Consider the following 14,007-nt stretch of genomic DNA (forward strand, 5'->3'; position numbering starts at 1 on the left):
CATCAGACTGGAGCAACCATGCGTTCAAACTACCTCTTCACGTCCGAATCCGTATCCGAAGGTCATCCCGACAAGGTCGCCGACCAGATTTCCGACGCGATCGTCGACCTGTTCCTGTCCAAAGACCCCGAAGCGCGCATTGCCTGCGAAACGCTCACGACGACACAGCTTGTTGTTCTGGCCGGCGAAATCCGCTGCAAGGGCGTCTATGAAAACGGCGCCTGGGCGCCTGGCGCGCAGGAAGAAATTGAACGCACCGTTCGCGAAACGGTGAAGCGGATCGGTTATGAACAGGATGGTTTCCATTGGGAAACTCTGCGCTTTGAAAATAACCTCCACGCTCAGTCCGCGCACATCGCGCAAGGCGTGGATGCAAGCGGCAACAAGGACGAAGGCGCTGGCGATCAAGGTATCATGTTCGGATACGCCGCCAACGACACGCCCGACCTGATGCCTGCCACCCTTTATTACAGCCACAAGATTCTGGAAACCATGGCGGCCGACCGCCACTCCGGGGCAGCCCCCTTCCTGGAACCAGACGCCAAGAGCCAGGTCACGCTGCGGTACGAAGGCAGCAAGCCGGTCGCCTGCACCGCGATCGTGGTATCGACCCAGCATGCCAAGGGCTATGATCAGGGGGACAAGGAAGCTGAACTCAAGGCCTATGTGAAGGACGTGGTGGCCAAGGTCATTCCCGCCGATCTGCTTTCGGACGAAACCGTCTACCACATCAACCCGACTGGCAGCTTCGAAATTGGCGGGCCGGATGGCGACGCGGGCCTTACCGGTCGCAAGATCATCGTCGACACCTATGGCGGCGCGTCACCCCATGGCGGTGGCGCCTTCAGCGGCAAGGACCCGACGAAGGTCGACCGGTCTGCGGCCTATATCACGCGCTATCTCGCCAAGAATGTCGTGGCCGCAGGTCTTGCCCAGCGTTGCACAATCCAGATTGCCTATGCGATCGGCGTCGCCGAACCGCTGTCCCTCTATGTCGACACGCATGGCACCGGCACGGTGGGCGACGACAGGATCGAGGACGCAATCAAGTCGCTCAAGGAACTGGGCGGCCTGACCCCGCGCGGCATTCGCACGCATCTGGGCCTTAACAAACCGATCTATCAGCCGACGGCTGCTTATGGCCATTTCGGGCGCAAGCCTGAGGGCGATTTTTTCCCTTGGGAAAAGACCGATCTGGTCGAAAAGCTCAAAGCCGCGCTGTAAGCCGGACTTTCGTCTACAAGGCAAAACTGGAAAAGGCGCAGGAGCGATCCCGCGCCTTTTCCTTATGCGAGAACCAGCGCCACCAGTTCGGCCGAAGATATGCCTGCCGACCGCAAGAACCCTTGGTAATAATCGCACCCCTCGCGCGCCAGCAGGTCCAACTGCTCTTCGGTTTCGACACCTTCGGCGATGACCTTGAGCCCCAAGGACTTGGCCATGTGGATGATGCCCCGCACGATGATCCTGTCCCGCGCGGTGCCGGCAATATCCTGCGCCAGACCACTGTCGATCTTGAGATAATCCAGCGGCAGGGATTTCAAATAGGCCAGACTGGAATAGCCGGTGCCGAAATCGTCGATGGCCACTGCCAGCCCTTCGGTGCGTAGAGCGCGCAGCAGCGCGGCGGCGGCATCAACGTCGTGGATCAGCCCGCTTTCAGTGATTTCGACCGTCAGCCGCGCCCGGGGAAACCCGCTCCGGTCGACCATGTCGAGCAAGTCGGGCATGAATTGCGGCTGGGCGATATCTGCGGCGGTGACATTGATCGACAGGCGAAGGCCGGACAAGGCACGCGGCCAGGCCGCCGCCTGCCGCAACGCCTCACCCAATATATGCGTGGACAGCGGCAACATATAATCGGACCGTTCGGCCGTCGCGAACAGGATGCCTGCGCCGAGCGGGCCGTAATGGGGGTGGTTCCAGCGGGCCAGCGCCTCAACCCCGCTGATGACCTCCGAATTCACCGGATATTGCGGCTGGAACACGATACCGATTTCGCCCCGATCCAGCGCCAGACGCAGGTCGGTTTCCAGCCGATCGGGATCAACCTGCCGACTTTGTTTTTCGGCCGACAATATCCTGATGCCTTCACCGCCAGCCTGCCGCGCGTCAGCCAGCGCCATGCCCGCGCGCCGCAGCAAATGGGTCGCATCATCTTCGCTGCGCGCCTGCGCGATACCACACCGCGCGATCAGGCGAATGAGGTGATCGCCCGCGCTGAAGGGCCGCCCGATCGCACCGATCAGTTGGCGCGCCAGAAATGTCGCCCGATCGCCATTCCCCTGCTCGCCTGCAAGGCCGACCAGAAATTCGGTCCCGGCGATCCGCGCCACCATCGCGCCAGGTGCGACATCATCGACCATGCGTTCGATCCGCCGCGCGATCCGGCCGAGCAGCGCGTCGCCCACTACCTGCCCATAGGCCGCGTTCATCCGTTCGAACTGGCTGATCGACAGCAGCAGGATAGTGGTCGGCAACCCGGTCCGCCGGTCCAACCAGTCGAGCGCGGCCTGTCGCGATCGCAGACCGGTAAGATAGTCGCGGCTGCTGCTGTCGCGCTCATGCTGGTCGGACAGCCATTCGACATCGGCCGCGACCTGCCCGTCTTCGATGCGCAGATGGTGGACCAGGCGGTCCCCCGGCCGTTCCGGCAGTCCGTGGGCCAGGGACGCGGGCCGCCCGGTGCGCGCCATAGCGCGCAACGCTGTCAGCACGCCAATGCGCTCGGCCCGCGGCAAATGCCGCACCAGGGCCGCGGGAGCCAATGTCGGCGCATCTAGCGCCAGGTGCCGCGCGAGCGCGTCGCTGACCCGCAACAGTCCATCGCTGCCCAATTGCCAGTAGAGCGCATCCCCCCGCCTTATTCGCTGCGCCCGATGCCGCGCGCCCTGCTCCCCGCCCAGCCGCTCGACCAGACGCTGCGCCGACAGAAGAACCGCGCGCAATCCATCGGGACTAAAGGGCGCCAGCAGGAAATGCGTGGCACCGGCGGCCAGCAGGGCCGGAACCCGGGCCTCCTCGCCGGAATCGAGCAGCACGACCAGCGCGCCGCCGCCCGCCTCCATCGCAGGCACCAAAGGCGTCAGCAACGCGTCGACGTCGGCATCGCTGCGCAGATCGATGAGCGCGACCTGGGCCTCGCTTCGCAGGAAGCGCTGCGGCGCGTCCCGAGCCCGGCGTGCGCCGATACTGCGCCACCCAATCGCCCGCGCCGCCTGCGACAGGCCGTCACGGTCGCCCAGTGATAGAATGAACAGGCTATGCTGTGTCGCCGATGTGGCGTCCCCGCCCACTGTCTGTATCTCCCCGACGCCGCGCATCGCGCCGTCCTATCAGCAAGGCGTTACCGACCCGTTTGCGTCACTGCAACCGGGGTGCTTGCACGGGCCATGGCCATCGCCTAGCTATACCCCATGGCCACAGCCACTTCCTCGTCCGCACCATTGATCGACGCTCTGGGCCGCCGGATCAGCTATTTGCGGATTTCGGTGACGGATCGATGTGATTTGCGCTGCCGCTATTGCATGGCCGAACGAATGCAATTCCTGCCCAGGGATCAGGTCTTGAGCCTGGAGGAGATTGCGCTTCTGGCCGATCTCTTCATCGCGCGCGGCATCACGAAAATCCGGCTGACGGGTGGAGAGCCATTGGTCCGGCGCGACATTGGCGAACTGGTGCGGCGGATCGGCCGTCATCTGGGTAGCGGACTGGACGAACTGACCCTCACCACCAACGCGACCCGGCTCGATAGTCATGCGCAGGACCTTTTCGATGCGGGCGTCCGCCGCGTCAATGTCAGCCTGGACAGCCGCGATCCTGCGCGCTTTGCGGACGTGACGCGTGGCGGCGACATCGGCCGCGTGTTCGCGGGATTGGATGCCGCGCGTGCGGCCGGCCTTGCCGTCAAGATCAACATGGTCGCGCTCAAAGGCATCAATGACGACGAAATCCTGCCGATGCTGCGCTGGTGCGACAGCCAGAGTTTCGACCTCAGCCTCATTGAGACCATGCCGCTTGGCGATACGGGTGAAGACCGGACCGATCATTATCTTCCGCTGACCCAGGTGATAGACGATATCGCGGCCGAGCACCCCCTGGCCCCGATCGCGCATCGCACCGGCGGCCCTTCGCGCTATCATGCCGTTGACGGCATGCGCGTGCGGCTGGGCCTCATCACCCCCCTCACCCGCAATTTTTGCGCCGATTGCAATCGCATCCGCATGACCTGCGAAGGCAAGATATTCATGTGCCTGGGGCATGAGGATCATGTCGATTTCAAGGCGGCGCTTCGCGAAGGCGGACTGGACGCGGTCCAGCCGCTTGTCGACCGGGCGCTGCGCCTCAAGCCTGCTGCGCATGACTTCCACATTGGCGCAAACGCGCCCGCCGCCACCCGTCGTCACATGAGCGTGACCGGCGGATGAGCGTCGATGGCCGGCGCGCTCTGGTCGCGTCTCCTACTCCAGCGGCGCGCGCGGCGGAAGAAAGGCTGCGCACCGTATATGACTTCGCCCCGATCGAGCAGGCGGACATGGTTGTCGCGCTGGGCGGAGATGGCTTTATGCTCCAGGCCCTGCATGCGATGTTGGAGGCGCGACGCATTCTGCCGATATTCGGCATGAACCTCGGTACCGTGGGCTTCCTCATGAACGAATGGCGGCTCGACGGGCTGGACCAGCGGCTTTCAAAGGCGAAGAGCTTCAAGGTCAATCCGCTGCGCATGACGGTCGACACTGTCGATGGCGAGCAGTTTTCGATTCCCGCCATCAATGAGGTGTCGCTGCTGCGCGAAACGCGCCAGACCGCCAAATTGGAGGTAGAGGTGAATGGCCGGATCGTTCTGCCCGAACTGGTTTGCGACGGTGTGCTGGTAGCGACGCCGGCAGGCTCTACCGCTTATAATCTGTCGGCGCATGGTCCTATCCTGCCGTTGGGATCCGCATTGGTGGCGCTGACGCCGATCAGCCCCTTTCGTCCACGACGCTGGCGCGGCGCGATCCTGCCGGAAGCAACGCGGATCCGTTTTTCCGTCCTCAATCCCGTTAAGCGGCCAGTCAGCGCTGTCGCCGACCAGCGCGAAGTGCGCGACGTCGCGCAGGTGGAAGTCCGCATCGACCGGACCACCCCGCTCACCCTCTTGTTTGATCCTGAGCATACGCTTGACGACCGGATCGCTGCGGAGCAGTTCATCGCCTAGGGCTTCCGGGCAGGATATTTCGACAATTTGACGCTTGCCATTGCGAGAAAGGCGCTGCTATAGGCGCGGCCTGCCCAGCGAAAGCCGGGTTGCTCCCCGATAGCTCAGCGGTAGAGCATTCGACTGTTAATCGAATGGCCGTAGGTTCGAATCCTACTCGGGGAGCCACTTTCCACTCCACATATGCGATGATCCTGCACTGACAGGTGCCGTGCATCCGGTCTATGCCGTCTGTCGCAAGGAGTGTCCGATGTCTGATTCCCCCGCCATCCAAGTTGCTGATGTGCTGGACGCCGCCCGTCTGCTCGACGGTGTGGCGGTGCGCACGCCGCTGATCGAGAACCGCGTGCTCAATGAACGCATTGGCAGCCGCATCTTCATCAAGTTCGAAGGCGCGCAGCATACCGGATCATTCAAATTCCGCGGCGCCTATAATCGACTGGCGCGCCTGTCACCAGAAGAACGGGCCGCAGGCGTGGTCGCCTGGTCATCGGGCAATCATGCGCAGGGCGTCGCCTGCGCCGCGCGCATGCTCGACATGCCCGCTACCATCGTCATGCCGTCCGACGCGCCCGCCATCAAGGCCGCCAACACGCGCGCGATGGGCGCCCGCATCATTCCCTATGACCGGTTGACCGAAAGCCGGGAAGACATCGCGATCCGCCTCGCCCGCGACGGCGGCGCAACCCTGCTTCCCTCTTTCGACGATCCGCATGTCATGGCAGGCCAGGGCACGGTCGGCCTGGAGATATTGGATCAGGCGCAGGAGGCGCAGGCCCATATCACGCAAATCCTGGTGTGCTGCGGCGGTGGCGGACTGATCTCCGGCATCGCCACGGCCGTCGAGGCAGCCCGCCCCGATATCGCGCTCTACAGCGTCGAACCGGACGGCTATGACGATACGGCCCGATCACTGACCAGCGGCGTGCGCGAGCAGGTGGCGCCAGGCGCAACATCCATCTGCGACGCTCTGCTGGCCCCCAGTCCGGGCGCCCTCACCTTTCCGATCAACCACATGTTGCTGGCAGGTGGCCTCGCGGTCAGCGATGCAGAGGTGCGCGCCGCGATGCGCTTTGCCTTCTCGACGCTGAAACTGGTGACCGAACCGGGCGGAGCTGTGGCCTTGGCGGCGCTGCTCGCGGGCAAGGCTCCGCCCTGTGCTGGAGATCGGGTCGTGGTCATTTCAGGAGCCAACGTCGATCCTGATCTGTTCGCGGACATCATCAGCGGAAATGATTGAGGGCGGCGGGACAATTTCTCTCCTCCCCCTTGCCAAGCCCCGCCTGGCGCTGCATATGCGCGGCCTGCCCGGCTCAGTGCGGGGCCGCTCCCCGATAGCTCAGCGGTAGAGCATTCGACTGTTAATCGAATGGCCGTAGGTTCGAATCCTACTCGGGGAGCCAATTTTCACCCATATCGTCCCGAAAAAAGAAACGCGCAGAACCGGGATGGCTCCGCGCGCTTCACGTCATGCTGGGGACGAAACGGGATCAGCGCGCGGCGTATTGCCGGCCGCGACCAGAGACCGCCCAGCGCTGTGGCGTAGCACCAGGCGCGGTTTCGCGCACGAAGCATTGCCCATGCTGCGACCGGATCATGCGACATGCGGTCATCGCGTCATTGCGGTCGGCAAAGCCGCTCACCGCCAGTCGATGATAAAGCCGACCGCCAACCTTCGCCTGGCTGGTCAGCACGGGAAAGGCGCCGAGCGCGCTGTTCCGGCCAGCCATGGCGGTCCATTTCTCGCGCGCGATCGCGGCACTGTCATAAGCGCCCAATTGCACGACCCAGTTGCTGGCATTGGAGGCCGGCTTGATGAAGGCGGCCTTCTGCATCCGTGCGGCCGGCTGGCGGGCAACGGCCTGCTGGATGACTGCGGCAGGCTTGGCCTTTGGCAGCCGCGAATTGCGATTCTCCACGATGAAGTCACGTGCGGCAACGCGCTTGATCGGAGCAGCAGCGACCATCGGCTTGGGAACAGGCTGCATTTCAGGCGCAGCAGCGGCGAAGGCGACCGGCTGAACGTCCGCCGCCGGCTGAGAAACCGCTTCCGGCGCGGCGGCTGCGAGAGCGACCGGATCAGCGGCAGCCGCTTCGGGCGCCACAGGCGCAAGCGCAAGCATTGCGGGCTGCCCCGCATCGGCTTCGTTCATGGTCACGCCCATCAGCGCTGCAACACGCTGCGGCGCAAGCGCGGGCGCGGCAAGCTGCGCCCATTCCGTCACGCGCTTGTTGGCGTCGGCGGGGTCGAGGTCCATTCCCACCACCAATCGCGCATCTTTCCAGCGGCCCGCCAGGGCATAGGCATAAGCCAGATTCTGCCGCGTGCGCGCGGTCGCCGAAGGATCGTGGATCGCCTGCGACAGAATGCGCACCCCGTTTTCCGCATCGCCTGCCATCGCCATGGCCAGGCCATAGTCCGACGCCGGGATCGTGTCCGCATGGCCCGCCAGCAGGCTGCGCGCGGTGTCCGATCGCCCCTGCGCCACTTGCACCAGCGCCAGGCTGACGATCGTGCGCGCGTCGCTGCTGCCAAGCGCCAAGGCGTCAGACAAAGCTGTTTCCGCCGATGCGAAGCGCCCGGCCAGGACATAGGCGCGCCCGAGCAACTGACGATAATCGCCATTTTGTGGGGCCATCTGGACTGCAGCCTCGGCCGCCTTCACCGCGTCGCCGGCATCGCGATCATCCAGCGCCTTGGTCGCCTTCGCAGCCAGTTTCGCGGCATCGCCCTTGGGCTGGGAGATCGACGCGCGGGGGTGGAATGCCGCCCCCGTGCAACCGACCATGGTGGTGGCGACGATCAGCGAGGATATCGCCGCCTTTCCGAACGTCGTGCGATTCATCATCTTATCCACCCTTCGTCATCGTGCGCCGCCCCTGCGGCAACTGTTCGGCCAGCCGGTCGATTTCCGGCAGGGTCATCAGGAGTTCGTCCAGCGCCTGGGTCAGCATCTGCTGTGCGGACCGACCGGTCACGGCGCTGGCGAGGCGAAGCTTGAGGCGGCGATCCGCGTCAAGACGCAGCGTGAAGGCCGCCTTGCGTCCCTGAGCCACGTCGACGACCGGCTTCACATGCTTCGCCGGCTTACCCCGCTTGGGCTTCGCAGCCTCAGGCGCGGCGTTGATCCGATCGGCCAGATTCTCACGCTCAGTAACAACGGCAGGCACTGGTGCATCCAGCGTGACGCCCATCGGCGTCAGGCCGATCGCGACCGGCTGTTCCACGGGCTGGGGCGCAGGTTCGACGTCGAACCCCATGTCGTTCCATCCCAGATCATCCTGTTGCAACGCGTTCACCGGCCCGCGGCCAAAGCCGAGCATCGGCCGGCGCATGGCCGGTTGGGCCGCGCCCTTGCGGGCAAGCAGGCCGGACGTCAGCGACGCGAGTGGTTTGGGTTCGCCCATATGCCTGTGCCTCCCTTACTGGCTCACGCGACGGCCAAAGCCGCCGCCGACCGGGCGCGCGGCGACCGTGCCGACGCTGCCATGGGGCACGGAAAAGACCGTGCGGCGAAAATTCTTCTCCAGCCGGTCGGAGACATAGGCCCACAGCGATTCGACTTCGCCGGCGGAGCGACCACGCGGGTCCACCTCCATCACCGTGCGACCGTCGATCATCGACGCGGCGAAGTCAGTGCGGTGATGCAGTGTCACCGGCGCCACCGTGCCATGCTGTGACAGGGCGACGGCGGCTTCTGACGTGATGCGTGCCTTTGGCGTGGCGGCGTTGACGACGAAAATCAGCGGCTTGCCCGCACGTTCGCACAGATCCACCGTCGCGCCCACGGCGCGCAGGTCATGCGGACTGGGACGGGTGGGAACGACAATCAGTTCGGCGACCGAAATCACGCTCTGGATCGCCATGGTGATGGCTGGCGGGGTGTCGATGACGGCGAGTTTGAAGCCCTGCTGGCGTAATATCTCCAGGTCGGACGCCAGACGCGCGACCGTGGTTTGGGCAAAGGCGGGAAATTCGGCCTCGCGCTCGTTCCACCAGTCGGCGAGCGATCCCTGGGGGTCGATGTCGATAAGGACGACCGGTCCCGCGCCGGCGCGCTGGGCCTGCACCGCCAGATGCCCGGACAGCGTCGTCTTGCCAGAACCGCCCTTCTGCGATGCCAATGCCAGAATTCGCACGCACTTCCCCCGAAGACATTCCCGTTCCGCAAGGCAATGCCATGGCCGCATCTAAGATTTGGTTAACCGCGCCAAGCCTGTCTGAATGGACACCCGTTTATGCTAACAGCCTCTTAACCTCGTTCGGGCTACAAGCGTCCGACAGTGAATGGGCAGGGATTATGACACGGATGCACATCATGGGGCATAGGATCGGGACGGTGGCGCTGGTGGCGATGCTGGGCATGGGCGCTCCGGCGCTGGCCGATGTGAAGGCAGGCGTCGATGCCTGGCAGCAAGGCGATTATGCGCGCGCGATCAACGAATGGCGGCCTTTGGCGGAGGCTGGCGATCCCGATGCGCAGTTCAACATGGGTCAGGCCTACAAGCTTGGCAGGGGTGTCCAGCCCGATTTCAGGGTGGCGCTCGACTGGTATCGCAAGGCGGCGGCGCAGGGCCATTTGCGCGCCGAAGACAATCTGGGCCTGCTGATGTTCCAACAGGGCGACCGCAGCAATGCCATGCCCTATCTGCAACGCGCCGCGATGCGGGGCGAACCCCGCGCGCAATATATTGTCGGCACGGCGCTGTTTAACGGTGACCTGATCGCAAAGGACTGGGTGCGCGCTTATGCGTTGATGAGCCGCGCGTCGGCCTCGGGCCTGACGCAGGCCACGACCAGCCTGGCCCAGATGGACAAATATATTCCCGACGATCAGCGCAAGCAGGGCCTGGCCCTGGCGGTCAACATCGAGAAGGGCAAAGGCGACCTGTTGGCAAACACGCCTGCCGCACCGGCCCGTCCTGGCCCTTCGGCCGTGCGCGCGACCGACATTCCGGCATCGACGCCGGCGCCCATCGTCAAGGCAAAGCCCGTTCAGCAGGCCGCTGCCACACCACGGGCAACGCCACAGCCAAAGGCTGAGCCCAAGCCGCAACCACGCCCGGCGCCTGCGCCGGCCGCATCAGGGGATTGGCGGGTTCAGCTTGGCGCCTTTGGTCAGGAAGGCAGCGCGCGTACGCTGTGGGGTCGCTTGACTGGCAAGGTGAGTGGCCTGTCCGCCTATCAGCCCTATTTGGTCCGCGTCGGCAATGTCACGCGGCTTCAGGCTGGCCCCATCGCTACCAGCAGTGACGCGGAACGTCTGTGCAGCCGGATCAAGGCTGCGGGTTCGGAGTGTTTCGCCACGAAGAAGTGACGTCGCGTCACGCCGCCTGTTCCAGCATCCAGTCGCGAAACTGCGCGACGGCCGGTCGGGAAAGCGCTTCGGGCGGATAGACCAGATAATAGGCCTGCTCGTTGGACAATGGACGGGCAAAAGGGACCACCAATGTGCCCGCATCCAGTTCCGGGCGAATGAGAAAGCTGGGGATCAGCGCAACCCCGGCCCCGGCGGCCGACGCCTGGGCCAGCATCAGGAAATGTTCGAATGTCGGGCCAAGTGCCAGTTCGGACCCATCGACCCCGGCCGCCGCCAGCCATCGGGGCCACGCATCCCTGCGGGACGTCTGGCTGAGCAGCGGAACATTCAGCAGGTCTGCGGGCGTCCGCAATGGATGGGCCGCAAGCCAGTCGGGCGCGCAGACGGGAATGGCCTCTTCGCGGAACAGAAAGTCCATCTGCACCCCCGGCCAATCCTTCGCGACACCGAAATGGACAGCTGCATCGAAATCCTCATGGGTGAAATCAAAGGGCTGCGAGCGCGCGGCGAAGTCGATCACCAACTCAGGATGTCGAGCCGTCAGCAGCGGCAGGCGCGGCGCAAGCCAGCGCATGCCAAAGCTCGGCAGCGTTGCGATGCGCAGCGCGGTCTGCGGAGCGCGGGCCGCCGCACGAGCCGTCGCCTGGCGGATGCGATCCAGCGCGGGAAGCAACGCGTCGGCATAGACCCGCCCGGCATCGTTGAGGCGCACGCGGCGACCGATCCGGTCGAATAGCGGCGTTTGTAACATCGCTTCCAGTTGCGCGATCTGGCGGCTGACCGCACTCTGCGTCAGGCCGATCTCCTCTCCGGCGCGAGAAAAGCCACCATGGCGCACCGCTGCCTCGAACGCGGTCAGTGCGCTCATCGGCGGCAACCATTTGCGCGGTTCATTCATTCCCTAAGCTCATCTGCATATGACAGGACACCATTTGTCTTAACTGCCATATCCTGCGACAATCCGTCTGTCATGCCGGAGCATTTATATGTCGAATGAGAATATGAGCACCATCGAACGGCTGGTGATGAACACCCTTAGCGACGTTGATGGCCGACGCACTCTGGACATGCTGGACATCGCGCCCGCGCTGCTGGCGGAACGCGGTGGTCAGGTGTCGCGCGCGGCTTTCGCCATGGCGATGAATGTCGCGCTATTCCACGATTTGCTGACCCGCGTGCCGAGCGGCCACGCCTATGTCGCCGACGCGCTGGCCAGTGGCCGCCGGATCGTGTTCGACCATGGGGCGCTGCGCAGCATTCGCTTTCCCGACGGCCCGACCGGTGATCTCCCCGGTGGCGAGGATGCCTTCACCCGCATCTTCCTGCCGCTGGGCTATGAAATGGCGGCTATTTATCCACTCGACCGGCTAAAGATGACCGGGCGCGCCTATCGCCACATCGATCATCCCGACGCGATTCCGCAGTTCTTCCTTTCCGAACTCCATGTCGACCGCTTCGACCCCGAATTTTCCGAAGCCGCCCGGCGTGTATTCGGCACCTCACGCGATCCATTGGACGATGAGGCGAAGGCGGTACTCAATCGCTTTGCAGCCGGCGAAGCTGTCGCCTTCGATGTCGCGCTGGCCGCGCTGCCGACCATTGTCGCCGCCTTCGACCGGCAGCATAGCCCCCCGGCCTTCGCTGACTATCAGCTGCTGCTATCGCGTTCCAACGAAGCGGCCTGGATTGCGACCGAGGGCAATGCCTTCAACCATGCGACCGATCGCGTGCCCGATGTCGCCACACTGGCCCAACGACTGAAAGACGAAGATCGCCCGATGAAGGAGCGGCTGGAAATCTCCGCCAGCGGTCGCGTGCGCCAAACGGCATTTCGCGCGGACAGCGTCATGCGCCCCTTCGCCGAGGGAGATACGCGGCAGGTTTCCGGTTCTTTCTTCGAATTTATCAGCCGGGACATCGACCCCGAAACCGGGCTGATCGACCTGGCGTTCGACACCGGCAACGCGACCGGCATATTTGCGATGACGAGCGCACAGGAAAAAGCGCAGGAAAGGACGACCCGGTGACCGATATGCTGCAATCTTTCGACCCTGCATCGCGTGAACTTATCTGGGAAGGACCAGTGGCGCGCTCCGCCGATTGCGCGCGCGCCATCTCCACAGCCCGCGCCGCCCTGCCCGGCTGGCGCGCGCTGCCCGTGGACGATCGGATCGCCATCATCCGCAGCTATGCCGCCATATTGGGCGATCGACGCGCGGAACTGGCGCAACTTATCTCAAGGGAAACCGGCAAACTACTGTGGGAAAGCGATGCCGAAGTCGGGTCGATGATCGCCAAGGTCGAGGTGTCGATCAAGGCGCATGCCGAACGCACGGGCGAACGCGCCGCCGACATGCCCTTTGGCCGCGCGGTACTGCGGCATCGCGGCCATGGCGTGATGGCCGTGCTTGGCCCCTATAATTTCCCCGGCCATCTGCCCAATGGTCATATCGTGCCCGCTCTCATCGCGGGCAATGCCGTGGTGTTCAAGCCATCGGAAATCACGCCCGCCACCGGCGCAGCCATGGCCGATGCCTGGACGGCGGCAGGCCTGCCCGATGGCCTGTTGACCGTCGTTCAGGGCGGTCGCGCGACCGGCGAAGCATTGGTCGCTGGCGATATTGACGGCTTGCTCTTCACCGGATCAGCGGGCGCTGGCGCAGCACTGCGCCGGGCTCTGGTCGATCGGCCGCACGTCATCATGGCGCTGGAACTGGGCGGCAATAACCCGCTGATCGCCTGGGACAGCCCGGATGATGCCGCGTCAATCATTATCAACTCCGCCTTCATCACGACCGGCCAGCGCTGTTCCTGCGCGCGCCGGCTGATCGTTCCCGAAGGCGCGACCGGTGACGCCATCGTAGAGGCGACGGCCGCTTTGGCTGCCAGACTGCCGATTGCCGCCTGGAACGAACAGGGCGAGGCGTTCATGGGACCTTTGGTGTCGGATCAGGCTGCCGCCAGCGCCCATAGGGCTGTCAGCGACCTGATCGCGCGCGGCGCGCGCGTAATCCGCCCCTTTGAAGGAGTGGACGATCGCAGCGCCGCTTTCGTAACGCCCGCCATATTGGACATGACCGGCGTCGATGCGCCGGACGCGGAGATTTTCGCGCCAGTCCTCTCTATAATGCGCGTGCCCGATTTCGATGCGGCGATGGCCACGGCGAACGCCACCAGTTTCGGACTTTCCGCCGGGCTGATATCGCAGGACGAAGCGCTCTGGCGCCGCGTGGTGGAAGAAAGCCGCGCCGGCGTCGTCAATCGCAACCGCCCGACGACGGGCGCTGCGGGCAATATGCCGTTCGGGGGCCTGGGGGCATCGGGTAATCACCGTCCCAGTGCCTATTATGCCGCGGACTATTGCGCCTATCCGATCGCCAGTTTCGAAGCCGACGGCGTCAGCGCGGTTCCGGTTAACGGGTTGAACAGCTGAATGGCTTAGGGCAACGGCATAATCCGCATATCGTTGGAGGGGCCGTTGCCGCA

General features: G+C 64.4%; 12 protein-coding genes and 2 tRNA genes. 9 read left to right on the plus strand and 5 right to left on the minus strand.

What is annotated here, in order from left to right:
* Window positions 1–18: 18 nt before the first annotated feature.
* Window positions 19–1,224 (plus strand): methionine adenosyltransferase, encoded by a 1,206-nt coding sequence (gene metK / locus LL253_RS00890; protein WP_228220778.1) that lies wholly within the window; start codon window positions 19–21, stop codon window positions 1,222–1,224.
* 62 nt (window positions 1,225–1,286) lie between these two features.
* On the opposite strand, the gene LL253_RS00895 is transcribed toward metK, so the two are convergent.
* Window positions 1,287–3,323, minus strand: coding sequence for a putative bifunctional diguanylate cyclase/phosphodiesterase (locus LL253_RS00895; RefSeq protein WP_228225861.1), 2,037 nt, complete (start codon window positions 3,321–3,323; stop codon window positions 1,287–1,289).
* A gap of 93 nt (window positions 3,324–3,416) precedes the next feature.
* On the opposite strand from LL253_RS00895, the gene moaA reads away from it, so the two are divergent.
* The 5 genes from moaA (at window position 3,417) to LL253_RS00920 (ending at window position 6,603) form a co-directional block, all read left to right on the plus strand.
* On the plus strand, window positions 3,417–4,427 hold the full coding sequence (moaA, locus tag LL253_RS00900) for a GTP 3',8-cyclase MoaA (RefSeq protein ID WP_228225862.1): 1,011 nt from the start codon (window positions 3,417–3,419) through the stop codon (window positions 4,425–4,427).
* Window positions 4,424–5,200 (plus strand): NAD kinase, encoded by a 777-nt coding sequence (locus tag LL253_RS00905; RefSeq protein WP_228225863.1) that lies wholly within the window; start codon window positions 4,424–4,426, stop codon window positions 5,198–5,200. The genes moaA and LL253_RS00905 overlap by 4 nt, the downstream gene beginning before the upstream one ends.
* Before the next feature lie 93 nt (window positions 5,201–5,293).
* A tRNA-Asn gene (locus LL253_RS00910) sits at window positions 5,294–5,368 on the plus strand.
* An 82-nt stretch (window positions 5,369–5,450) separates the two neighbouring features.
* A complete protein-coding gene (locus tag LL253_RS00915) occupies window positions 5,451–6,440 on the plus strand; it encodes a threonine ammonia-lyase (protein ID WP_228225864.1) in 990 nt (329 codons plus the stop codon).
* Between the two features lie 88 nt (window positions 6,441–6,528).
* Window positions 6,529–6,603 (plus strand) — tRNA-Asn (locus LL253_RS00920).
* 87 nt (window positions 6,604–6,690) lie between these two features.
* Here LL253_RS00920 and LL253_RS00925 read toward each other — a convergent pair.
* Genes LL253_RS00925 through LL253_RS00935 form a run of 3 tightly spaced genes read right to left on the minus strand, consistent with a single transcriptional unit; the run spans window position 6,691 to window position 9,340 of the window.
* Window positions 6,691–8,046, minus strand: a complete 1,356-nt coding sequence (locus LL253_RS00925; protein WP_228226084.1) for an SPOR domain-containing protein — start codon at window positions 8,044–8,046, stop codon at window positions 6,691–6,693.
* Window positions 8,047–8,050: 4 nt separating this feature from the next.
* A complete protein-coding gene (locus LL253_RS00930; protein WP_228225865.1) occupies window positions 8,051–8,608 on the minus strand; it encodes a hypothetical protein in 558 nt (185 codons plus the stop codon).
* Window positions 8,609–8,623: 15 nt separating this feature from the next.
* The gene (locus LL253_RS00935) at window positions 8,624–9,340 is read right to left on the minus strand and encodes a ParA family protein (RefSeq protein ID WP_228220773.1); all 717 of its coding nucleotides are present in this window, start codon (window positions 9,338–9,340) and stop codon (window positions 8,624–8,626) included.
* A gap of 170 nt (window positions 9,341–9,510) precedes the next feature.
* On the opposite strand from LL253_RS00935, the gene LL253_RS00940 reads away from it, so the two are divergent.
* The gene (locus LL253_RS00940) at window positions 9,511–10,518 is read left to right on the plus strand and encodes an SPOR domain-containing protein (RefSeq protein ID WP_407696072.1); all 1,008 of its coding nucleotides are present in this window, start codon (window positions 9,511–9,513) and stop codon (window positions 10,516–10,518) included.
* 7 nt (window positions 10,519–10,525) lie between these two features.
* Here LL253_RS00940 and gcvA read toward each other — a convergent pair whose 3' ends face one another.
* Window positions 10,526–11,419, minus strand: coding sequence for a transcriptional regulator GcvA (gcvA, locus tag LL253_RS00945; RefSeq protein ID WP_228225867.1), 894 nt, complete (start codon window positions 11,417–11,419; stop codon window positions 10,526–10,528).
* 88 nt (window positions 11,420–11,507) lie between these two features.
* Between gcvA and LL253_RS00950 the strand changes: the two genes are divergently transcribed.
* Together LL253_RS00950 and astD are read left to right on the plus strand one after the other, a co-directional pair.
* On the plus strand, window positions 11,508–12,548 hold the full coding sequence (locus LL253_RS00950) for a 2-oxoadipate dioxygenase/decarboxylase family protein (RefSeq protein ID WP_228225868.1): 1,041 nt from the start codon (window positions 11,508–11,510) through the stop codon (window positions 12,546–12,548).
* A gap of 5 nt (window positions 12,549–12,553) precedes the next feature.
* Window positions 12,554–13,954, plus strand: a complete 1,401-nt coding sequence (gene astD / locus LL253_RS00955) for a succinylglutamate-semialdehyde dehydrogenase (RefSeq protein WP_228226085.1) — start codon at window positions 12,554–12,556, stop codon at window positions 13,952–13,954.
* Window positions 13,955–14,007 lie beyond the last annotated feature (53 nt).

The sequence above is a fragment of the Sphingobium soli genome, assembly GCF_020782245.1.
Taxonomy (GTDB): domain Bacteria; phylum Pseudomonadota; class Alphaproteobacteria; order Sphingomonadales; family Sphingomonadaceae; genus Sphingobium; species Sphingobium soli.